The sequence below is a fragment of the Burkholderia sp. AU32262 genome (genome assembly GCF_020419985.1).
GTDB lineage: Bacteria > Pseudomonadota > Gammaproteobacteria > Burkholderiales > Burkholderiaceae > Burkholderia > Burkholderia semiarida.
Genome location: NZ_JAIZRS010000009.1, coordinates 20,574 through 42,198 on the forward strand (window position 1 = coordinate 20,574; position 21,625 = coordinate 42,198).

Annotated in this window: 20 protein-coding genes; 4 read left to right on the forward strand and 16 right to left on the reverse strand. The window is 67.9% G+C overall.

The genetic code is table 11. The features are described 5' to 3' along the window. Positions 1-76: 76 nt before the first annotated feature. Genes LGN10_RS12975 through LGN10_RS12985 form a run of 3 tightly spaced genes read right to left on the reverse strand, consistent with a single transcriptional unit; the run spans position 77 to position 1,265 of the window. A complete protein-coding gene (locus LGN10_RS12975) occupies positions 77-514 on the reverse strand; it encodes a DUF1801 domain-containing protein (protein ID WP_226223733.1) in 438 nt (145 codons plus the stop codon). Then, positions 511-942 carry an SRPBCC family protein gene (locus tag LGN10_RS12980; RefSeq protein ID WP_226223734.1) on the reverse strand — a complete coding sequence of 144 codons (432 nt, stop codon included), beginning with the start codon at positions 940-942 and terminating at the stop codon, positions 511-513. The genes LGN10_RS12975 and LGN10_RS12980 overlap by 4 nt, the downstream gene beginning before the upstream one ends. After that, entirely contained in the window at positions 942-1,265 is a 324-nt protein-coding gene (locus LGN10_RS12985) for an ArsR/SmtB family transcription factor (RefSeq protein ID WP_059582824.1), read from the reverse strand. The genes LGN10_RS12980 and LGN10_RS12985 overlap by 1 nt, the downstream gene beginning before the upstream one ends. Positions 1,266-1,912: 647 nt before the next feature. Between LGN10_RS12985 and LGN10_RS12990 the strand changes: the two genes are divergently transcribed. Next, positions 1,913-3,646: a protease pro-enzyme activation domain-containing protein gene (locus tag LGN10_RS12990; RefSeq protein ID WP_226223736.1), complete on the forward strand. Its 1,734-nt coding sequence runs from the start codon at positions 1,913-1,915 to the stop codon at positions 3,644-3,646. Between the two features lie 64 nt (positions 3,647-3,710). Here LGN10_RS12990 and LGN10_RS12995 read toward each other — a convergent pair whose 3' ends face one another. From LGN10_RS12995 to LGN10_RS13015, 5 genes are all read right to left on the reverse strand, one after another. Then, positions 3,711-5,129 (reverse strand): MFS transporter, encoded by a 1,419-nt coding sequence (locus LGN10_RS12995; RefSeq protein WP_226223738.1) that lies wholly within the window; start codon positions 5,127-5,129, stop codon positions 3,711-3,713. A 257-nt stretch (positions 5,130-5,386) separates the two neighbouring features. Further along, the gene (locus LGN10_RS13000) at positions 5,387-6,223 is read right to left on the reverse strand and encodes an ABC transporter permease (RefSeq protein ID WP_059583143.1); all 837 of its coding nucleotides are present in this window, start codon (positions 6,221-6,223) and stop codon (positions 5,387-5,389) included. A gap of 37 nt (positions 6,224-6,260) precedes the next feature. After that, the gene (locus tag LGN10_RS13005; protein ID WP_226223941.1) at positions 6,261-7,526 is read right to left on the reverse strand and encodes an ABC transporter permease; all 1,266 of its coding nucleotides are present in this window, start codon (positions 7,524-7,526) and stop codon (positions 6,261-6,263) included. A 111-nt stretch (positions 7,527-7,637) separates the two neighbouring features. Beyond that, positions 7,638-8,684 (reverse strand): ABC transporter substrate-binding protein, encoded by a 1,047-nt coding sequence (locus LGN10_RS13010; protein WP_060967745.1) that lies wholly within the window; start codon positions 8,682-8,684, stop codon positions 7,638-7,640. 76 nt (positions 8,685-8,760) lie between these two features. Continuing rightward, a complete protein-coding gene (locus tag LGN10_RS13015) occupies positions 8,761-9,867 on the reverse strand; it encodes an ABC transporter ATP-binding protein (RefSeq protein ID WP_059582835.1) in 1,107 nt (368 codons plus the stop codon). 107 nt (positions 9,868-9,974) lie between these two features. On the opposite strand from LGN10_RS13015, the gene LGN10_RS13020 reads away from it, so the two are divergent. Beyond that, a complete protein-coding gene (locus LGN10_RS13020; RefSeq protein WP_226223740.1) occupies positions 9,975-11,495 on the forward strand; it encodes a PLP-dependent aminotransferase family protein in 1,521 nt (506 codons plus the stop codon). A 27-nt stretch (positions 11,496-11,522) separates the two neighbouring features. On the opposite strand, the gene LGN10_RS13025 is transcribed toward LGN10_RS13020, so the two are convergent. The 5 genes from LGN10_RS13025 to LGN10_RS13045 form a co-directional block, all read right to left on the reverse strand. Then, entirely contained in the window at positions 11,523-12,557 is a 1,035-nt protein-coding gene (locus tag LGN10_RS13025; RefSeq protein ID WP_226223742.1) for a lipase secretion chaperone, read from the reverse strand. A 3-nt stretch (positions 12,558-12,560) separates the two neighbouring features. After that, complete coding sequence (locus tag LGN10_RS13030; RefSeq protein WP_060311245.1) at positions 12,561-13,655, reverse strand: esterase/lipase family protein; 1,095 nt, start codon at positions 13,653-13,655, stop codon at positions 12,561-12,563. A 221-nt stretch (positions 13,656-13,876) separates the two neighbouring features. Next, the gene (locus LGN10_RS13035; protein WP_226223744.1) at positions 13,877-16,006 is read right to left on the reverse strand and encodes a TonB-dependent copper receptor; all 2,130 of its coding nucleotides are present in this window, start codon (positions 16,004-16,006) and stop codon (positions 13,877-13,879) included. Between the two features lie 83 nt (positions 16,007-16,089). Beyond that, complete coding sequence (locus LGN10_RS13040; protein ID WP_226223746.1) at positions 16,090-16,458, reverse strand: DUF2946 domain-containing protein; 369 nt, start codon at positions 16,456-16,458, stop codon at positions 16,090-16,092. 155 nt (positions 16,459-16,613) lie between these two features. Beyond that, positions 16,614-17,150: a cytochrome b gene (locus LGN10_RS13045; protein WP_059582855.1), complete on the reverse strand. Its 537-nt coding sequence runs from the start codon at positions 17,148-17,150 to the stop codon at positions 16,614-16,616. A gap of 224 nt (positions 17,151-17,374) precedes the next feature. Between LGN10_RS13045 and LGN10_RS13050 the strand changes: the two genes are divergently transcribed. Beyond that, a complete protein-coding gene (locus tag LGN10_RS13050) occupies positions 17,375-18,013 on the forward strand; it encodes a Pr6Pr family membrane protein (protein WP_124860666.1) in 639 nt (212 codons plus the stop codon). A 66-nt stretch (positions 18,014-18,079) separates the two neighbouring features. On the opposite strand, the gene LGN10_RS13055 is transcribed toward LGN10_RS13050, so the two are convergent. Continuing rightward, entirely contained in the window at positions 18,080-18,814 is a 735-nt protein-coding gene (locus tag LGN10_RS13055) for a peptidoglycan DD-metalloendopeptidase family protein (protein WP_226223748.1), read from the reverse strand. Positions 18,815-19,228: 414 nt separating this feature from the next. On the opposite strand from LGN10_RS13055, the gene LGN10_RS13060 reads away from it, so the two are divergent. Then, the gene (locus LGN10_RS13060; protein ID WP_011694691.1) at positions 19,229-19,549 is read left to right on the forward strand and encodes a hypothetical protein; all 321 of its coding nucleotides are present in this window, start codon (positions 19,229-19,231) and stop codon (positions 19,547-19,549) included. Positions 19,550-19,659: 110 nt separating this feature from the next. Here the strand turns inward: LGN10_RS13060 and LGN10_RS13065 are convergent, their stop codons facing one another. Together LGN10_RS13065 and gndA are read right to left on the reverse strand one after the other, a co-directional pair. Further along, positions 19,660-20,004, reverse strand: a complete 345-nt coding sequence (locus LGN10_RS13065) for a DUF4148 domain-containing protein (RefSeq protein ID WP_059582861.1) — start codon at positions 20,002-20,004, stop codon at positions 19,660-19,662. Positions 20,005-20,201: 197 nt separating this feature from the next. Beyond that, positions 20,202-21,614, reverse strand: a complete 1,413-nt coding sequence (gndA, locus tag LGN10_RS13070) for an NADP-dependent phosphogluconate dehydrogenase (protein WP_226223750.1) — start codon at positions 21,612-21,614, stop codon at positions 20,202-20,204. Positions 21,615-21,625 lie beyond the last annotated feature (11 nt).

The window sequence follows — 21,625 nt, forward strand, 5'->3', positions numbered from 1 at the left end:
GCCTCGCGGGCGGTTGCGGCCGATTTGGATGCCCGACCTCGTGTCGGGCTTTTTTTCGCCGGTGCTCGATGCGGCCTTACGCCGCCTTGTCGCCGCGCGCCTTCGCGGCCGCCCCTCGCGCGTTCTTCTTCAAATGCATGCGGTTGTATTCGATTGCCGCACGCACGAGGTGCTTCAAGGCCCGCTTGTCGATCTCGTCGCCTTCGACAAGATCGATCGCGCGACGCGCGTTCCCTTCGAGGCCCGCATTGAACAGCCCGTCGGGATCGGGCAGGTGCGCGCCGTGCATGAACGTGAGCTTCACCTTGCCCTTGTGCGCGTTCGCGACCGCGATCATCCCGTCGCACGACCACACGGGGCTGCCCATCCACTTCCATTCCTCGACGATGCCCGCTTGCGCATCGAGGATCGTCTGGCGCAGGTCGGCGAGCGTCTCGCCGCGCCAGTCGGCGATGCCGGCGATCAGCGCGTCGATGCGCTCGGACGGTTGCAGCTCGTTGGCACGCGTACTCATGCGCGGGCCTGCGTTTGCGCGTCGGGGCGCGCCAGCACCTGTTCGAGCGCGTCGAGGAATCGTACCCAGCCGTACTGCGCGCCGCGATACGCCTGCTCCTGATCGGGCCGGAAGCCGACCTGCTCCATGCGCAGGCGCGTGCCGGCCGGCGTCGGCGTGAGTGTCCACGTCACGACGCTTTCGAGGCCGTGGGCCGCCCACGTATAGGACAGCGCGCGGTGCGGCTCGATCGTGAGGACCGTGCAGTCGACCGAGCCCCAGTCCGCCCGGAAGCTGAACGCCCGGCCCGCGACGGGCTCGAAGTCGCTCTTCATCAGCCACGCCTCGATCAGGTGCGGTTGGGTGAGCGCGCGCCAGATCTTCTCCGGCGGATGGGGCAGCTCCCGGTCGACGACGACGGAGCGTGTTTCGGTAGTGGCTTGGTTCATTACTGATCCATCCTTTTGAGCAGATCTTCAAGGGCATCGAACCGGCTCCGCCAGAAGCCCGCCATCTGGCTCGTCCAGTCGATCAACGGGGCCAGCGCCTGCGGCTGCGCGCTGTAGTGCGTCTGCCGGCCTTCGTGACGGTCGTTCACGAGCCCGGCCTGCTTCAGTACGCCAAGGTGCTTCGACACGGCCGGCTGCGACACGCCCGCATCGGCCGTGAGCGCAGCAACCGTCAGCTCGCCCTCCGCGCACAGCCGCTCGAAAAGCGCGCGGCGCGTCGGATCGGCGAGTGTCCGGAAAAGCGTGTCGTGTGCATTCTGCATATCGGTCACAATTCATAACTCTGTGGTTATGGATTCAAGAATATTCGCTGATCGGCTCGAGTCAAGGCGGGATTTCGCGAACGGCGCCGTTCGATTCGGCGCACGCGTCGCTCGGTCGCGCCGGCGCGCGGCCTTCGTCGAATTCGAGACTCTCCTCTAATCCGCAGTCGCGCCACGCGATCCGAAAGCCGCCTGCAAGACTGCCCGGCGCGCTGTTCCACAGTTCGGGAAACATCCGGGCTCCACCGGCCCCGTCGTTGTGCATGCGCGAATCCGTTCCTGACGAGTCGCTTCCAATGACCACATAGTGCGATACGGCGCGCAGCCATTGACACGCACACGCCATGCATCCATGCGGCACGCCCTTCCGAGACCGCGCACATTCCGATGCTGCAACGAACGGCTCGTGTGTGCGAGCGACGCGCGTTGCTGCGCCGTCGTACCGCAAACCGGTTCGCTCACCGGGCCCACCATCGCCGTCGCGTACGACGCCGCGCGTGCCCGCCATGCGTCCGGTTGTCAGAACTGACAGCTATGGAAACTGGCAGCTACCCGAACGGCATCGACGCCCTACGCTCGTCACCGCTCGCGGCCCCACAAGGGCCGGGGGTTCCAGTAACGTCGCCTCTCCTAAAAAAGGACTCCCGATGAAAAGGAACGCCTGGTTTGCCCTTCCCCTTCCGTCGCCCCGCCGCCTGGCGTGCGTGGCTCCGCTCGTGTTCGCCGCCGCTGCGGCGCATGCGGCGACGGATTGGGTCGATACCCATACGAAAGCCTTTCTGACCGGCCCGCAGTTGATGGCGCGCAGTGCGGCGCCGTCGCTCGAACTCGCGGCCGGCGAGACGACCAACGTCGTCGTCAGCCTGAAGCTGCGCAACGCCGCGCAGCTCAAGCAGCTGGCGCGCGACGTGAACCGGCCCGGCAGCGCGCATTACCGCCAGTACCTGACGCACGAGCAGTTCCTCGCGGACTACGCGCCGACCGATGCGCAGGTGAAGTCGGTCGTCGACTATCTGCACAAGAGCGGCTTCACGAATGTCGAGGTCGCGCCGAACCGCCTGCTGGTCTCCGCCAGCGGCACGGCCGGCACGGTGAAGACGGCCTTCAACACGTCGCTCGTGCACTTCCAGTACGCGGGCCGCTCGGGTTTCGCGAACACGTCGACCGCGCAGGTGCCGCGCGCACTCGGCGACGTCGTCGGCTCGGTGCTCGGGCTGCAAAGCGTCGCACGGGCGCGGCCGATGCTGCGCATCGGCAACGTCGCGAAGCCGCAGGCGCTCGCCGCCGGCACGGCGACGGGCCACTATCCGAAGGAATTCCCGGGCCTCTACAACGCGACCGGCGTGCCGACCGCCGCCGGCGTGACCGTCGGCATCATCACGATCGGCGGCGTGTCGCAGACGCTGCAGGACCTGAAGCAGTTCACGTCGAGCAACGGCTACGGCACGGTCTCCACGCAGACCGTCAAGACCAACGGCACGGGCGGCAGCTACGCCGACGACCAGGACGGCCAGGGCGAATGGGATCTCGACAGCCAGTCGATCGTCGGCTCGGCCGGCGGCCAGGTCGGCAAGCTGGTGTTCTACATGGCCGATCTGAACGCCGCCGGCAACACCGGCCTCACGCAGGCGTTCAACCGCGCGGTGTCGGACAACACCGCGAAGGTGATCAACGTCTCGCTCGGCTGGTGCGAAACCGATGCGGACGCGGACGGCACGCTCGACGCCGAGGAACAGATCTTCACGACGGCAGCCGCGCAGGGCCAGACGTTCTCGGTATCGTCGGGCGACGAAGGCGTGTACGAGTGCAACAACCGCGGCTATCCGGACGGCTCGAACTACACGGTGTCGTGGCCGGCTTCGTCGCCGCACGTGCTCGCGATCGGCGGCACGACGCTGTACACGACGTCGGCCGGTGCGTTCTCGAACGAGACCGTGTGGAACGAAGGGCTCGATTCGAACGGCAAGCTGTGGGCAACGGGCGGCGGCGTCAGCTCGATCCTGCCCGCGCCGTCGTGGCAATCGGGCAGCAATCGCCGGTTGCCGGACGTCGCGTTCGATGCCGCGCAAAGCACGGGCGCGTACATCTACAACTACGGCCAGTTGCAGCAGATCGGCGGCACGAGTCTCGCCGCACCGATCTTCACGGGCTTCTGGGCGCGGCTGCTCGCGGCGAACGGCACGGGCCTCGGCTTCCCGGCCGGCAACTTCTATGCGGACATTCCGTCGCATCCGTCGCTCGTGCGCTATGACGTCGTGTCCGGGAACAACGGCTATCAGGGGTATGGCTACAAGGCCGGCACCGGCTGGGATCTGACGACAGGGTTCGGCAGCCTGAACATCGCGAACCTCAACCAGCCGATCAAGTCGGGCGGCTTCTGAGCGATGCATGAAAGCCGGCGCGCGGCGATGGCTTGCCGCGCGCCGGCTGTGACCGTGCCGCGCGCTACTCCGCCGCCGGCTCCTTCACGCGCTCCGACACGACCGGCGCGCCGGCCCGATGCGACGGCGCGAACAGCCGCAGCCCGCTCGCGACGCTCGCCGCGCCTGCGAACCCCGCACCGAGCATCAATGCAAGCGTCGGCCCGTGGCGGCCCGCGATCCCGAACGACAGCGCAACCAGCGCCGCGCCCGTCGCCTGCCCGATCAGCCGTGCGGTCGCGATGATCCCGCTCGCACCGCCGCTGCGTTCGGGCGGCGCACTCGACATCAGCGCCTTCAGGTTCGGCGACTGGAAGAAGCCGAAGCCCGCGCCGCACAGCATCATCCGCCAGCCGATGTCGACGACGCCCGGCGACACCGGCAGCGCGGCGAGCGACACCATCCCCGCACTCAGCAACGCGAGGCCGATCGCGCCGAGCAGCCCGGGCGGATAACGATCCGACAGCCGCCCCGCGATCGGCGCGGCGAGCGCGACGACCGCCGACCACGGCGTCATCAGGAAGCCCGTTTCGACCGCGCTGCGATGCAGGACGGTTTCGAAATAGAACGGCAGCGACACGAACGCAAGCCCCTGCGCGGCGAACGCGCACACGGCGGTCAGCGCGGACAGCGTGAACACGGGCCGGCGGAACAGGTCGACCGGCAGCATCGGCGCCGGGTGCCCGGCCTGGCGGCGGATCAGCAGCCAGCCGAACGCGAACGCCACCGCGGCCGCCGCGCACACGACGGAGCGCGGCCCGCGCTGCGCGAATTCGCCGAGCGCGAAGATCAGCGATGCGAACGTGATCACGTTGAACAGCGCGGCGACCGGATCGAATACATGCTTGCCGCGCGCCGTCCGCGGCAGCGACGGAATCGCCACGGCGAGCGCGAACACGCCGAGCGGCACGTTCACCGCGAACAGCCACGGCCATGCGGCCACCGAGAGAATCAGCGACGCGATCGTCGGCCCCACCGCGAACGACACGCCGACGACGAGCGCGTTGAAGCCGACGCCGCGCCCGAGCCGGTGCGCGGGGAACAGGCCGCGGATCAGCGCGACGTTCACGCTCATGATCGCGCTCGCGCCGAAGCCTTGCACGATGCGCGCGGCCGTCAGCATCGGCAGCGTCGCCGCGAGCGAACAACCGAGCGACGCCAGCGTGAACACCGCCAGCCCGGCGATATACACGCGCTTGTGGCCGACGATGTCGCCGAGCGATGCGAACGGCAGCAGCGTCGCGACCATCGCGAGCTGGTACGCGTTGATGATCCACACGGACGCGGCCGGCGACGCGTGCAGGTCGGCGGCGATCGCGGGCAGCGCGGTGTTCGCGATCGCGGTGTCGAGCGTTGCGAGCGCGACGGCCAGCAGCACGGCGGACATCGCGCGCCAGTTGACGGCCGGCTCGTGCGCGCCGGCGGGGGAAGCGAATTCGGACAAGATGGGCTCGGCTGACGAGCGACGCGCGGCGTCGCGGATTGAGCGGCGCGGCGCCGGACGCTCCGTGCAGCAGCACGGGAACGCGCGGCACCCCGAGCCGTATTGTTGCAGAGCCGCATCGAACGTGCAGGCGGCCGCCTCGTCAGTCAGCGAAACGAAAGATTCGGCGCGCCGCGGCTGGCGCGCGGCATCGATGCAGACGCAACGACCCGCGCACTCGCGGCCCCGCCGGACGGCACGCGGCCGGCCGCCGCCATTTACGACACCGCACGCCGCGCATTGCGGCCGCGCAGCCATTCGAGCGCGAGCAGCAAACTTGTCGAGAAGATGATCAGGATCGTCGCGAGCGCGGCGATCGTCGGGCTGATGTTCTCGCGAATGCCCGTGAACATCTGGCGCGGCAACGTCGTCTGGTCCGCGCCCGCGAGAAACAGCGTGACGACCACTTCGTCGAACGACGTCGCGAACGCGAACAGCGCGCCCGACATCACGCCCGGCGCGATCACCGGCAGCGTCACGCGGAAGAAGGTCGACACCGGGTTCGCGCCGAGCGACAGGCTCGCGCGCACGAGATTCTGGTTGAAGCCCTGCAGCGTCGCGGCCACCGTCGTCACGACGAACGGCACACCGAGCGCCGCGTGCGCGGCGATCAGCCCCGTGTAGGTATTCGCGAGCCCGAGCGGCGCGAAGAACAGGTACATGCCGACGCCGACCACGACGACGGGCACGATCATCGGCGACAGCAGCACGGCCATCAGCAACGCCTTGCCGCGGAAGTCGGCCTTCGTCAGGCCGATGGCCGCGAGCGTGCCGAGCACGGTCGCGACGACGGTCGCCGACGGCGCGACGATGAAGCTGTTTTTCGCGGCCATCCGCCACTCGTCCGACGCGATCAGGTTCTCGTACCAGCGCGTGGAAAAGCCTGGAATCGGATACACGAGGAACGTGCTCGACGAGAACGACAGCGGCACGATCGCGAGCACCGGCAGGATCAGGTACAGCAGCGTCAGCACGACGAGCACGCGCAACGCGACGTACCACGCGCGCTCGACGAACGACATGTGCGGCGCGAACAGCGGCCTGGCGAGTTTCATGGTCGGCATCCCCTTCCCGTTTCCCTGTGCCCGGCGCTCAGCCGAGGCTCACGTTGGTGCGCGTGAAGCGCCCGTACACCGCGTACAGCACGAGCGTGGCCGCGAGCAGCAGCCCGCCGAGCGCACACGCCATGCCCCAGTTGATCGTCACGTTCGTGAAGTACGCGACGTAGTAGCTGACCATCTGGTCGTTCGGCCCGCCGAGCAGCGCGGGCGTGATGTAGTAGCCGATCGCGAGGATGAACACGAGCAGCGCGCCCGCGCCGACGCCCGGATACGTCTGCGGCACGTACACGCGCCAGAACGCGGCGAACGGATGGCTGCCGAGCGACACGGCCGCACGCTGGTAGGTCGGCGGAATCGACTTCATCACGCTGTAAAGCGGCAGGATCATGAACGGCAGCAGGATGTGCGTCATCGAGATGTACACGCCGACGCGGTTGAACAGCAGCGTGAGCGGATGCGAGATCAGCCCGCTGCCGATCAGCGCCGTGTTGATGAGCCCTTCGCTCTGCAGCAGCACGATCCATGCGGCGACGCGCACCAGCACGGACGTCCAGAACGGAATCAGCACGAGGATCATCACGAGGTTCGCGCGCCGTTCCGACAGCGTCGAGATCCAGTACGCGAGCGGATAGCCGAGCAGCAGCGCGAACAGCGTGACGGCGATGCCGATCACGAACGTGCGCCCGAAGATCGCGAGGTAGATCGACTGATCGGGATCGGCCTGCACGATATGGCCGAAGCCGTCCTGCTTGTGGTCGAGCGCGGCGAGCAGATAGAACGGCGACACCTGGCTGCCGTTCTTCGCGATCGCCTGCCAGTACGCGAGCTCGCCCCAGCGCGCATCGAGATCGATGAATTTCGCGCGCGTCTGCGCGGGCGTCAGCGCCGCGTCGCCCGCGTTACCGTCGCCCTTCATCGGCATCGCGCGCGCCGTCTTCGCGACGAGCGAGCGATAACCGGGGATCTCGGTGTTCAGGCGCCGCGCGAGCGCGCCCATCGCCTCGCTGTCGGCCACCTTCGTCATGTCGGCCGCGAGCGCGACATACGCGGCGTCCGCCGGCGGCGTCTTGCGATCCCAGCCCGACAACGCGGCGACCGTGTTCGGCAACGCGGTCGCGATTTCCGGGTTCTGCACCGCGCGCGTGAGCAGCGTGCCGATCGGCACGACGAAGATCAGCAGCAGGAAAATCGCGAGCGGCGCGACCAGCAGCAGCGCCATCGTGCGCTTGCGCGCCTCGGCGGCCTTCAGCTCGCGCTTGAGCGCGGCGGTCGACGGCGAGGAAGGCGCGATCGTGATCGTATTCAACGGTTCTCTCCGGCCGGGCACGTTCCGGCGGAAGGCCGCGCGACGGGTTCGACGCGTCGCGCGGCCGGTTGCATCACGGCATCCTTCAGGATGCCCGACCGGTTACTTCGTTGCCCACGCGGCGAAGCGCTGTTCGAGCTCGTCGCTGTGGTCGGTCCAGAAGCCGATGTCCTCCAGTACCGCGTTCTTGCCGTTGGCCGGCGAGTTCGGCAGGTTCGCGAGCGTCTTCGCGTCGAGCGACTTGATCGCCGCGACGTTCGTCGGGCCGTACGCGATGTGCTGTGCATACGCCTGCTGCGGCTTCGGCGTCAGCGTGTACGCGATGTACTGCTCGGCGAGCGCCTTGTTCGGCGAACCCTTCGGAATCGCCCAGTAGTCGAGGTCGTAGATGCTGCCGTTCCACACGACCTTCAGGTTCTTGCCTTCCTTCTGCGCGGCGTCGATGCGGCCGTTGTACGCGGTCGACATCACGACGTCGCCGGCGACGAGGAACTGCGGCGGCTGCGCGCCCGCTTCCCACCACTGGATGTACGGCTTCAGCTCGTCGAGCTTCTTGAACGCGCGATCCTGGCCGGCCTTCGTGCCGAGCACCTTGTAGACGTCCTTCGTCGCGACGCCGTCGGCCATCAGCGCGAATTCGAGGTTGTAGCGCGCGCCCTTGCGCATCCCGCGCTTGCCGGGGAATTTCTTCACGTTCCAGAAATCGGCCCAGCCGGTCGGCGCGGTCTTCAGCTTGTCCGCGTTGTACGACAGCGCGGTCGACCACACGAAGAAGCCGACGCCGCACACCTGCGGCGCTTCCGGAATCAGGTCGGATTTCTTCGCGATCTTCGACCAGTCGAGCTTCTCGTACAACCCTTCGTCGCAGCCGCGGTTCAGGTCGCCCGATTCGACTTCGACCACGTCCCAGTTGACGTGCTTGGCCTCGACCATCGCCTTCACCTTCGCCTGCTCGCCGTTGTATTCGACGGCCGTGACCTTGTTGCCGGTCGCCTTCTCGAACGGCTGATTGAACGCGACCTTCTGCGCATCGCCGTTCGCGCCGCCGAAGTTGACGACCGTGAGTTCGGCAGCGGCGGCCGATGCGCCGAACGCGACCAGCGCCAGCGCGAGCGCCGTGCGGCGCGCGGTAAAGCTTGCTCGTTTCATGATGGTTCCTCTCCTCTCGTGGTGGAAGTGGGCTTTGTTGTTGACGACGTGCTACGGGAAACCGGGTGAGCCATGCTCACGCGAACACGCGCAGGTGTTCGGGCGAGAACGCAAGCGAGACGGGTGCGCCGGGCGAGAACGCGTCGAGCGCGCCGGTGCCAAGCGGCACCTTCACGAAGCATTCGTCCTGGCCCGGCAGCGCGCAGCGCATGCGCACGTGATCGCCGAAATAGATGAGGCTGCGCGCCTCGCCGGTCACGCGGTTGGCGGCGGCGCCGTTCTGGTGACCGTTCGCGAGGCCGTTGGCGAGGCTCATGCGTTCGGGGCGGATGCACGCGACGGCCGCCGCGCCCTCGGCGGCCTCGCCGATATGGCGGCCGACGAGCTTCGTGCCGTCGTCGAGCCGGAACTCGCAGAATTCGCCGTCGACGCGCGCGATGGTGCCGCGCAGCCGGTTGCTGTCGCCGATGAAGTTCGCGACGAATTCGTTGCACGGCGATTCGTACAGGCGGTCGACGGTGTCGAGCTGCTGCACGATGCCCTTGTCGAACACGGCGACGCGATCGGACATCGTCAGCGCCTCGCCCTGGTCGTGCGTCACGTACACGAAGGTCACGCCGAGCTTTTCGTGCAGTGCCTTCAGTTCGTACTGCATGTGTTCGCGCAACTGCTTGTCGAGCGCGCCGAGCGGCTCGTCCATCAGCACCAGCTTCGGCTCGAACACGAGCGCGCGCGCCAGCGCGATGCGCTGCTGCTGGCCGCCCGACAGTTGCGCCGGATAGCGTTTCGCGAAGCGCTCCATCTGCACCATCTTCAGCGCATGCGCGACGCGCTCCGCACGCTCGCCGGCCGGCAGCTTGCGCACCGTCAGCGGATACGCGACGTTCTGCTCGACCGTCAGGTGCGGAAACAGCGCGTAGTTCTGGAACACCATGCCGATGTTGCGCTTGTGCGGCGGCACGTTGTTCAGCAGCTCGCCGTCGAGGCGGATCTCGCCGCCCGTCGGGAACTCGAAGCCCGCCAGCATCATCAGGCAGGTGGTCTTGCCCGAGCCGGACGGCCCGAGCAGCGTCAGGAATTCCCCTCGGTGGATGTCGAGGTCGAGCGATTTGACGACCAGCGTCTCGCCGTCGTAGGTCTTCCGCACGCCGCGAAAGCTGACGATTACATCATCGGACTTCATCGTGCTGTCCCCTGGTTCCGCGCCAATTGATTTTGAGATGCGAGCCACTATACGGCCCGCACGGTTCTATACTAGGGAACCATTTCAATATTCCTAGTAGGACCACTTTGGATACCGTGATCCTCGCCGACTGGCTGTCCGCCCGTCTGGACCGCAGCTCGTCCGAGCCGATGTACCGGCAACTGCTGCAACTGATGCAGCAGGCCATCCTGACCGGGGAATTGGGGCCAGGGACGAAGCTCCCGAGTTCGCGCACGCTCGCGGGCGACCTGTCGATTGCGCGCAATACCGTGCTGCACGTGTACGACCAGCTGACCGCCGAAGGCTACGTGCTGACGACCACCGGCAGCGGCACCTACGTGGCCGACACGCGGCCGGACGCCGCCGCGATCCGCGTACCGGGCGCCGCGCCGCCGTCAACGGCCGGCGAACTCCCGCCGCCCGACGCGCAGGGCAGCCTGTCGATGCGCGGGCAGCAACTGGTCGAGCATGCGGGCGTCTCGCGGCGCCAGTGGGGCGCCTTCATGCCGGGCGTGCCGGACGTGTCGGAATTCCCGAGCCGCACGTGGAGCCGCCTGCAGGCACGGCTGTGGAAGGAGGCCAATCCGGAGCTGCTGACCTATGCGCCGGGCGGCGGCTACCGCCCGCTGCGGCGCGCGCTCGCCGATTACCTGCGCGTCGCGCGCTCGGTCAAATGCTCGCCGGACCAGGTGATCATCACGACCGGCATCCATCAGTCGATCGATCTCGCGGTGCGGCTGCTGTCCGACATCGGCGATCGCGCGTGGGTCGAGGAGCCGTGCTACTGGGGCGTGCGCAGCGTGCTGCAGGCGGCCGGCCTCACGCTCGCGCCGGTGCCGGTCGACCAGGAAGGGCTCGACCCGCGCGCGAGCGACATGCAGCATCCGCCGCGGCTCGTGCTCGTCACGCCGTCGCACCAGTACCCGCTCGGGATGGTGATGAGCCTCGCGCGGCGCCGCATGCTGCTCGAATATGCGCGCCAGCACCGCTGCTGGATCATCGAGGACGACTACGACAGCGAATTCCGCTACGGCAGCCGCCCGCTCGCGTCGCTGCAGGGGCTCGACGACGGCGGCCGCGTGATCTACGTCGGCAGTCTCGGCAAGATGCTGTTCCCGGGGCTGCGGATGGGCTACATGGTCGTGCCCGAGCATCTGGTCGACACCTTCCGCACGGGGCTGTCGGAGTTGTACCGCGAAGGCCAGTTGATGCAGCAGGCCGTGCTGGCCGAATTCATCATGGACGGCCACCTCACGTCGCACGTCAGACGCATGCGCACGCTGTACGGCGAGCGCCGGCAACTGATGATCGACGCGATCCGCGCGCGCTTCGGCGACGCGCTGCCCGTGATGGGCGACGAGGCCGGCCTGCACCTGGTGCTCGGCCTGCCCGATGCGTGCGACGATCGCACGGTCACGCAGAGTGCATTCGACGCCGGCGTGATCGTGCGCCCGCTCACCAGCTACTACAGCAATGCCGACACCGCGCGGCAGGGTTTGCTGCTCGGCTATGCATGCGTCCCGCACGAAGGCATCCGGCCCGCGTTCGACACGCTCGCCCGTGCCATCGAGCAACATCTGCCACGCAACATCCCGCGCGCGGCATGACGCCCGCTGCGCGCGGCGGCGCGCGGATCAATGCGCGCTTCCCGCTCCACGATCGAGCGATGCCGCGCGCACGGCTTCGCCGGGCTTCGTAAACACACGCTGCCGCAGCGCGGCGATCTGCGCGTCGCGATCCTGCGGCGACAGGCCGGCCGACTCGATCTGCGCACGCTGCGCCGCGTAGTCCGCGTAACGGATCTGCCACGACGCGTCGTCCTGCTGCATCTGCGCGACGCGTGCGGCCGCCTCGGGGCCGAGGGTCTGCGTCAGTTGCGCGCGCATCGCGTCGGGCGTCGCGCCGCTCTTCTGCAATTGCGCGATCTGGTCGATCGCGGCGCGCTGCCGCTCCACCCGCTGCCGCGCCGCGCGTTCGTCGGCCGGCATCTGCTGTTCGAGCGCCGCGAGCCGCTCGGCCTTCTGCGCGTCCGTGAGTGAGCGATCCTGAACGATCTTCAATCGTGCGAGGTCGTAGCGCTGCCGCCACTGCTCCGCGCCGAAAAACGGCTGGCTCCAGTCGCCGAGCGTGCGGTACACAAGCGACGCGCGCTGGTCGAGCGCGAGCTGCAACGCACCCGGGTCGGACTTGTCGACCGCGCCGGCATCGGGCAATTTCGCGAGCGCGTCGAGATACGCGCGATACCGGTGCCACACGTCGAGCGCCTCGGCCTGCGCGACCGTGCCGTCGAGCTGCGCGGCGATTTCGCGGACGACGAACGCGTCGAGCGCGGCCGCGCTCAGGTCGCTCTGCGCGGTCAGGCAATAGTCGAAGAAATCGCGCACCGCGCGCGATTTCGCGAGATGGCCGCCTGCATCGAGCGGCAACCGCGGCGCGCTGGAGCCGGCGAGCGACGGCGGCAGGCCCGCCCTCGCCGGCGCGGCGGCCTGCGGTGCGGCCGTGGCTACGCCCCCGACCGCGGCCGCATCCTGCGCATCACTCGTCGCGCCCGTGCCTCGATGCGATCCCGCACCGCTCCACATCGCGACGCCGGCAATCGACGCCAGCGCCACGACACCATAGATTGCAGCGCGCCGCGCGAGCGGCGCGCGCCCTTCACGTGCCGCCATCGATCACACGCCCGCGAGCTTCAATCGGTTCGCATGCGTGCGGATCACCGCGACCGGATCTTCCGCATACGCGCCGCGCACGCCGAGCAGCTGGTTGATCTCGTCGACATGGTTCCACTTGTAGCTCGTGCTCAGCACCTGGCCATACAGCGCGCTGCACTTCGACACGAGCCCGTCGTTCGGGCCCGAGCCGCGGTTGATCATCACCGTGCCCGTGCCGTACAGCGCGGGCGTCGACACGTCGAGCGCGTTCGCCGGATCGACGACCGGAATGGTGCTCGTGTCCGTCGCCCCCGTCACGCCGAGCACGGAAAGCGTCGGCTGGATCGCCGTGCCGGCCCACGAATACAGCAGATGCGTGTTGCCGCCGACGGTTTCCGTCGGCGCGCCGGTCTGGCAACTGCCGGGCGCGCCGAGGCCCGCGCTCGGGTAGTTCTGGTTGTAGGTGGCCGCCTGCGCGGTCGTCAGCGTCTTCAGTGCGGCGAGGGCGTCCTGGTTCGTGTTGTGGCTGCTGCTCGTCAGGATCCCGAACACATTGACGAACGCGGCGATCACCGTCGACGACAATCCGGTCGGATCGTACGCGAGCACGCCCTGCACGAAGTCGGCGAACTCGGAGCCGCGATGCGGCGTGCCGATCGTCGTCACCGACGCGACGAGATCGGGCGCGACGGCCGCGACATAGCGCGACGTCAGCCCGCCCTGGCTGTGACCGACGAGATTGACCTTGGTCGCGCCGGTCGCGGCGAGCACCGTCTTCACGTAGGCCAGCAACTGCTCGCCGCGCCCGTTCGGGCCGTCGTCGCTCTGGAAGCCCGACACGTTCGCGACGTAGACGGTCGCGCCATGCTGCTGCAGGTCTTCCTGGATGCCGTACCAGTAGTCGAGTACGCCCGCATACTTGTCGGTGCCGGTCAGCCCGTGCACGAGAATGATCGGATAGCGCGTCGTCGCATAGTCGTCGGCGGGCGCGGTTGCCGCCATCGCCGTATGCGTCGTCGCGAGCGTCGTCAATGCGGTCGTCCCCGCGAACGGCGCGACGCTCATCGCGCATGCCACTGCCCCTGCCATTACCCTGGAACGCATCGATTTGGCCATGCATGTTCTCCTGGTTATTGTGCTGCCGGTGCGAATGACACCGGATCGACACGCACGCCGCATCGCGCGCGCCGCGTGTGTCGAATGCGGGAGTGAAGCACGACTCGCGAACGTTTGCGCCCCGACTAGATACGGTTCTCTAATCGGTTGACGCGCGCCGCCCGTTCGGGCGGTGCGGCGCCCAGGCACGCGCATGCTGCGACGCACACACGCGTGGCTCGCTACAGCTTCGCGCTCACGCGCACCCACGCGGTACGCCCCGGCTCCATCACCGGCGCGTTCGCCGGATAGCCGAAGCCCGCGTTACCGGCGAGGTTCAAATGCTCGGTGTAGGCCTTGTTCAGCACGTTGTCGACGCCGACCGAGATCTGCACGGTCTTGCTGACGTTGTACTGCGTATGCAGCGACAGCACGCCGAATCCGGCGCTCGGGCCGAAGTCCTTCCCGACCACGTTGCCCGCGTTGAGTGCATAGCGATGCTGCGGCGCAACGATGCGCCACAGGCCGCCCGCCGACCATGCACCGCGCGTGTATTCGAGCCCGATGCGCGCCTCGAGCGGCGGCATTTGCGGCAGCGGATCGCCGCTCGCCACGTTGCGCCCCCACGCATACGCGAGCGACGTCTCGACGCGCAGCGGCGCGACCGGCCGCCACGACAAGCCGGCTTCGCCGCCCATGATCTGCGCGTTGACGTTCGTGGCCTGCGTGGTCGCGCCCATCATGCCGGCTGCATAGTTGAACAGGATGAAGTCCTGTACGTAACCCGCATACGCGGACACCCACGCATCGAACCGGTCGCTCTTGTATTGCGCGCCGATATCGAGCTGCGTGGTCTTCTCCGGCTGCACCGCCGAGAATGCGTTGACCGAGCCGGCCGGCCCGCGGGTCGCGGAAAACAGTTCCCAGTAGTCCGGATAACGCTCCGCATGGCCGATCCCCGCGTACCACGTGACGGGCAGCGACGCGAGATCGCGCTCGTAGCGCACGAAGCCGCTCGGCAGCACCCTCGACCGGTCGTCGTCGAAAGTCGGGTTCGGCTTGCTCTTCATCATGCCGCTCGTCGTCGCGCGCTTGTCGCGTGCGCTCGCATAGTCGACGCGCGCGCCGCCGATCACGCGCGACACGTCGCTCGCATACCAGGTCAGCTCGCCGAACACGCCCGCGTTCCACATCGTCGCCTGCGCATTCCACGGCTGGTCGCGGTAGTTCTGCCGCCCCATCGCCGAACGCGAATCGAGCCGGTTCGATTGCGCATCGACGCCCGTGACGAGCTTGACGTCGTCGCCGAAGCGGAACGTCGCGGCCGCGCGCGCGCCGACCGTGCGGCGCCGCACGTCCGCGGCCATCCGCATCGGCATGCTGCTCGCCGGGTCGGGCTGCCGCAGCGTGTAGTTGTCCATCACGTGATCGGCTTCGTTGTAGTACACGCGTGCCTCGATCCGGTCGAGCACGTCGCCGAGATGCCGCTTGTCGAACGACAGACCGAACGTCTCGCGGCGGAAATGCGCACCGTCCATCCCGCGGCCGGCGTAGCGCGCATAGCCGTCGCCGGTGCCGGCGGTCAGCTCGACGCGCGTATGGTCGTCGGGTGTCCAGCCGAGCGCCGCATCGGCGTTCCACTTGTCCCACTGCGACGGCACGGTGTTGCCGTTGCCGTCGTGGTAGTCCTGCGAATGCGCGTGGTTCGCGGTCACGCGGCCATAGACGTCCGGCGTGCCGGCGCTCAGGTCGACGTTCTGGTCGTTGCGGCCGAACGATCCGCCGACAAGGCTGCCGTCGAAGCGCATGCCGGGGCGCTCGAAACGCGGCGTCACGCGCTCGAACAGCACGGTGCCGGCCGACGCGCCCGGACCGTACAGCACGGTCTGCGGCCCCTTCACGACGGTGACCTTGTCATAGCTTTCCGGTGCGATGTACGACGTCGGCGCATCCATCCGGTTCGGGCACGCGCCGAGCGTCGGCATCCCGTTCGCCAGGATGTTCAGCCGCGATCCGAACATCCCGCGCAGCACGGGGTCGCCGTTCGTGCCGCCGCTGCGGATCGACGTGAAGCCGGGGATCGTCTTCAGGTAATCGGCGCCGTCGCTGGCGGGCAGCGGCTGGCGCGGCGCCTTCGGATCCGTGACGACGAGCGGCGTCGACAGCGGCGACGCGACGACTTCGACGGGCGGCAACAGCGCGGCCGCGTCGGCCGTCGCCGCACCGGCAGCATGCACGGTTTCGGCCGCGGCGGTGCTCGCGGCGAGCGCGCCGGCGGCCAGCGCGGGAACGGTAAATTTCAGCATGCGCGGCAGAGGCCGCGCACTGGCATTGCGGGGCGCCTGCGGCGCACGCAACCGGGAATGGGTCATGATCGAAAGCCCGAGTGACGCCCTCCACGCGGCCTTGGCGGGCCGCACGGATATCGGCGGTGATAGGAACGGAAAGAAACGCGTCAGGCGCGCTCGGGCGGCGCGCGCGGATAGGCGCGCGGATAGCGGTCGCCGCGCGCCGCGACGGCAGGCGACGCGGCGGCGGCAACGGAAACGACGGGAATGGATTCGACCGATGCGGCGGCAGGCGCGCCGATCGCCGGGCTATGCGCGAAGAAAGCGCAGTAGCCGCACGCGTCGAGATGCAGCGCATGATCGTGCACGCCGCCCGCACCGGATGAACGATGCGCACCATGCTCGGTACTGCAGACGATCGCCTCGGGCGTGGCCGCCTGCGCGATACGCCACTGCGACACCAGCGGCGCCGCGATCGCGATCCAGATCGCGAGCAGGCCAAGCCAGGCAGTCAGGTGACGATGTCGGTACAGCATGGACGGCGACGCGTAAGCGGAACGTAAAAACAGCCGAGATGTTACAGAATGTTCAACGTGATGACCAGTGCGGACGACCGTAAACGAACCGGGGGCGCATGGTTGTCAACACAACCATGCGCCCCCCGCATGCGGTGCGCGCCGGCGGCGGATGATCAGGGCGCCATGCGCCGCAACACGTCGTCGCGCCGGATGAAGTGATGATAGAGCGCGGCCAGCGCATGCAGACCGATCACGAAGTAGAACGCGTTGCCGATCAGCTCGTGCGCTTCCTTGATCGTCGGCCGCAGCGCCTTGTCGGGGCCGAACAGCGTAAACGACACGCCGAGCCAGTCGAGCGACACCGGCTTGCCGCCCATGTTGATCGTCATGATGCCGAGCAGCGGCTGCGCGATGATGAACGCATAAAGCGCGAAATGCGCGAGCTTCGACAGCCAGCGCAGCAGCGCCGCCTGCGCAACCGGTTCCGGCACGCGGCTGACGACGCGCCACAGCACGCGCAGCACCGACAGCACGAGGACGCACGTACCGGCCGTCACATGCACGTTCATCCAGAACGCGCGGCTGTCGCTGCCCTTCGGTCCGCGGATCTCGATGGCCAGATAGGCGAGCGCGACCAGCAGGAAGACGGCCCAGTGGAAGAAGATCGCGGGCGAGCTGTAGCGCGTCTGTTTCGCGAGGATGTTTTTCATGCTTCGTCTCGTGTCGTATTCGGGGAGAGGTGCGGGCCACCGGCCTGCGCCCGGCAAAGCTGTGACGATTGTAGCCGCACGGGCGTCCGGCTTTGCACGACGCGGTCAAATATCCGATCTATCGTCGACGCGCGCCGCACAATGGCCGCCCTATGGAAAATCCGCATCGCGCGCCCGGGCGGCTGTGGCACGATGAAGCTTTGGTGCGACGGCGCGCGGGCATCATGAGCAAGGCGTTCTTCGTTGCGGCCTACCGGCTGATCGCCGCGTTGCTCGCGGTGTCCACCACGCTGCACAGCGTCGCCGACTACTGGCGCCTGCCGGACTTTCATCTCGGCAACTACCTCAGCTACTTCACGCAACTGAGCAGCCTCTACGCGGCCGCGATGCTGGCCGCGGGGCTGTCGCGCATCGCGCGCCCCGGCTCCGCCCGCTACGAATCGATGCGCGGCGCGGCGGTGCTGTACGTGCTGATCACCGCGATCGTCTACGAGCTGCTGCTCGCGCGGCTCGATGCGCTCCGCCACGTCACGCCGGCGTTCAACAACTGGGTGCTGCACCGGATCGTGCCGCTCGTGGTGCTGTGCGACTGGCTGTATGTCGAACCGCGCTCGCCGATTCCGCGCCGCAGTGCGTTCGCGTGGCTCGGCTTTCCGGTCGTCTATCTCGGCTATACGCTCGTGCGCGGCGCGGTGGAGGACTGGTATCCGTATCCGTTCGTCGATCCGCGGCCGCACGGGTACCTGCCGGTCGCGATCCAGTGTTCGATGATCGCGCTCGGCGCGGCGGCGCTCGCGCTGGGCATTTGCTGGCTCGGGAATCATGCGAGACAGTCTGGCAGCGCGACGCTTAAGGAAGGATGAAGACGGAAAAGAGGAAAGAAGCGGGAACGTGTGCGCCGCCCGGCGCACACGTGGCGATGCCGGCGATCAGCGGCCGTTGCGCGGCAGGAAGTTCATCGGATCGACGACCTTGCCGTTCTGGCGGACTTCGAACTCGAACGTCGAACGACCGCTCGCGTCGGTGCCCATTTCGGCGACCGGCTGCCCCTGGCGCACCGCGTCGCCTTCGTTGACGAGCAGCTTGCCGTTGTGCCCGTAGGCCGTGATGAGCCCGTTGTCGTGCTTCAGGATCACGAGCGGACCGTACGCCTGGACGCCGGAGCCGGCGTACACCACGCGCCCGTTCGCCGCGGCCCGCACCGAACGGTCGGGCCCGGATGCGGCGATCACGACGCCGCGCGTCTTGCCGGCCGAGAACGGCGTCGCGACGACACCCGTGGCCGGCCATGCGAGCGAGCCCGGCTGGGCGGCCGACGCGGGCGGCTGCCCGTACGAGGTCGCAGCCGGCGGCGGCGCGACCCGCAGCACCTGGCCGGGCGACACGGCATCGGTGGGCGCCATGTGGTTCCAACTGGCGACGTCCTGCACGCGCTGCCCGTAGGCGCTCGCGATGCCCGCCAGCGTATCGCCCGGGTTCACGCGGTAATAGCCGGCGATCACGCCCGGCGTCGCCGCCGACGTGGACGCCGGCTGGCGGGCGGGCTGCCAGTTGTCGGTCCACGGTGTCATCGTGCAGCCCGTCAGCGCGATGGCCGCGGCAACGAGCGCCGCCTGCGGCAGCCAGCGCGTGAGCGCGTCGTGGATGGGAATAGTTTCTCTCAAGGGTCCTCCCGGATTTGCGTCGTTGCGCCGCCCACCGCCCTCCGGCGCGCGACGCACGATGTCCGGCCGAACGGCCGGATCAATCAGTATCCGACCGCTTGCGCGGCCGTCAGTTTCCACAGCGGAACGTCGACGCGAATGAGCTCACCGGCCCCTTTTTCGCGTCGTCCCGATCGGCAAAGATACCATTTGTCGCGGTCAACGCCCCCACAGTTGCCCGACCCGGAAACAATCCTGCGGCGTCGCACGGGGGGCGCCGGTCGCCTGCGGGCCGTGCCGGCGGGCGGTTTGGGGTTTTTCCGCTGGCGCGGCCGCCCTTGCCCGCCGTCTCGGCGCCGTCATATTGTCCGCTTCGATCCCCGCCTATACTCGGTGATGCGCAGCGCGAATCCAACGACAACGACGAGGATGACAATGAACAACGCGACGTTTCTCTCCGTGCAGCTCGACGCCGACGATTTCGCCGGTTCCAGCGGTCTGGTCGAATTGCTCAACCGGCACCTGTTGTTCGCGACCGACGTCGCCGAAGCGGCCGATGCGCTCGTCCAGTTGGCGAGCGTCACGCATTTGACCGGCGCCACGCGCCACAGCGTCGAGCTGCCGGTCCTCGCGATCGAGCGGCTGCGCGACGCGCTCGATACGCTGAGCGGTTACGACGAAACGTGGCTGCAGGTACTGGAACCGGCCGAAGCGCTGTTCCGCGATATCGGGCGCGGCAGGCGCCCGCTGCACTGAACGGCCGCGCATCGCGCGCCGCCAATGAAAAAGCCCGCCGTACCGCTATGCGGTACGACGGGCTTTTGTACGACAGAGGGTCGGATGCGGTCGCCAGCGCGGCCGTACCATTAACGACCCTTGTAGACCGGTGCGCCGTCCGAGACGCGCTTGACTTGCCAGCCGGTCTTGGCCGGAGCCGGCGCGCCCGATTCCTGGCCAGCGGCCGGTTGCGCACCGTAGCCGGTCGTGTCGGCCGCGGCGACGTTCTGTTGCGGGTTCACGCGGGCTTCAGCAGCCTGGATGCCTTCCGGGTAGTTCGTCCGGTCGCTGCCCAGCTTGTAGCCGGCCTGTTGCAGCTGGACCAGCTCGGCCTTCACCTGGGCACGGGTGACGGGCGCGTTTTGTTGGGCGAACGAGACGGCGGGAACGGCGAGGACAGCAGCAGCAGCGAACGTTGCGATCAGCGATTTCATGATTACCTCCGGGATTTTTTTGCTCCGCCGCACACACCATGTCTGCAGCGATGGAACAGAGTTTAGTCCCGACAGCACCTAGGGAAAACCATGAAAGAGCGAAAACACTGTTTCCCCGGAGCCAACAATGTCAGCATCCGGGATAGAGAAACCCTATTCAAAGAATAGATTTTCGCAACAATGCCGCCGCAAGCCGGTTACGACCAGTTCGCGTGGAAGCTGCCCGGCTTGTCGGTGCGCTCGAACGTGTGCGCGCCGAAGAAGTCGCGCTGCGCCTGCACGAGGTTCGCCGGCAGCCGCTCGGAACGATAGCTGTCGAAATACGCGACCGCCGATGCGAAGGCGGGAACCGGCACGCCAGCCTTCACCGCGGCCACCACGACGTCGCGCAGCGCCGTCTGGTAGTTCGCGGCGATGTCCTTGAAATACGGGTCGAGCAGCAGGTTCGCGAGCGCCGGATCCTTCGCATAGGCGTCGGTGATCTTCTGCAGGAAGCGCGCGCGGATGATGCAGCCCGCGCGGAAGATCTTCGCGATCGTCCCGAGGTCGAGGTTCCAGCCGTATTGTTCCGACGCCGTGCGCAACTGCGCGAAGCCCTGCGCGTACGAGATCACCTTGCTCAGATACAGCGCGCGGCGCACCGCTTCGACGAACGCGGCACGATCGCCGTCGAACGGCGCGGCGGCCGGGCCCGACAGGATCTTGCTGGCCGCGACGCGCTCGGTCTTCAGCGACGACAGCACGCGCGCGAACACCGACTCGGTGATGAGCGGCAGCGGCACGCCGAGATCCAGCGCGTTCTGGCTCGTCCACTTGCCCGTGCCCTTCTGCGCGGCGCGATCGAGGATCACGTCGACGAGGTGCTTGCCGGTCTCTTCGTCCTTCTTCCCGAAGATCTTCGACGTGATCTCGATCAGGTAGCTGTCGAGCTCGCCCTGGTTCCATTCGGTGTACACGGCGCCGAGTTCGTCGTTGGTCAGGCCCGCGACGTCCTTCAGCACCGAGTAGCTCTCGGCGATCAGCTGCATGTCGCCGTATTCGATGCCGTTGTGCACCATCTTCACGTAGTGGCCCGCGCCGTCCGGGCCCATGTACGCGACGCACGGCTCGCCGTCCGACGGCGCCTTCGCGGCGATCTGCTTGAGGATCGGCTCGACGAGGTCGTACGCGTCGCGCTGGCCGCCGGGCATGATCGACGGGCCGCGCAGCGCGCCCTCTTCGCCGCCCGACACGCCGGTGCCGATGAAATGCAGGCCCGACTGCGCGAGTTCCTGGTTGCGGCGGATCGTGTCGGTGAAGTGCGTGTTGCCGCCGTCGATCAGCACGTCGCCCTTCTCGAGCAGCGGCTTGAGCGATGCGATCGTCGCATCGGTCGCTTCCCCGGCCTTCACCATCATCAGGATCCGGCGCGGCGTTTCGAGCGACGCGACGAACTCTTCGAGCGTATAGGTCGGCACCAGATTGCGGCCGGGGAATTCGGCGATCAGTTCGTCGGTTTTCTCGCGGCTGCGGTTGTACACCGATACCGCGTAACCGCGGCTCTCGATATTGAGTGCGAGATTGCGGCCCATCACCGCGAGCCCGATCACACCGATTGCTTGTTTGCCCATTAGTCAATTCT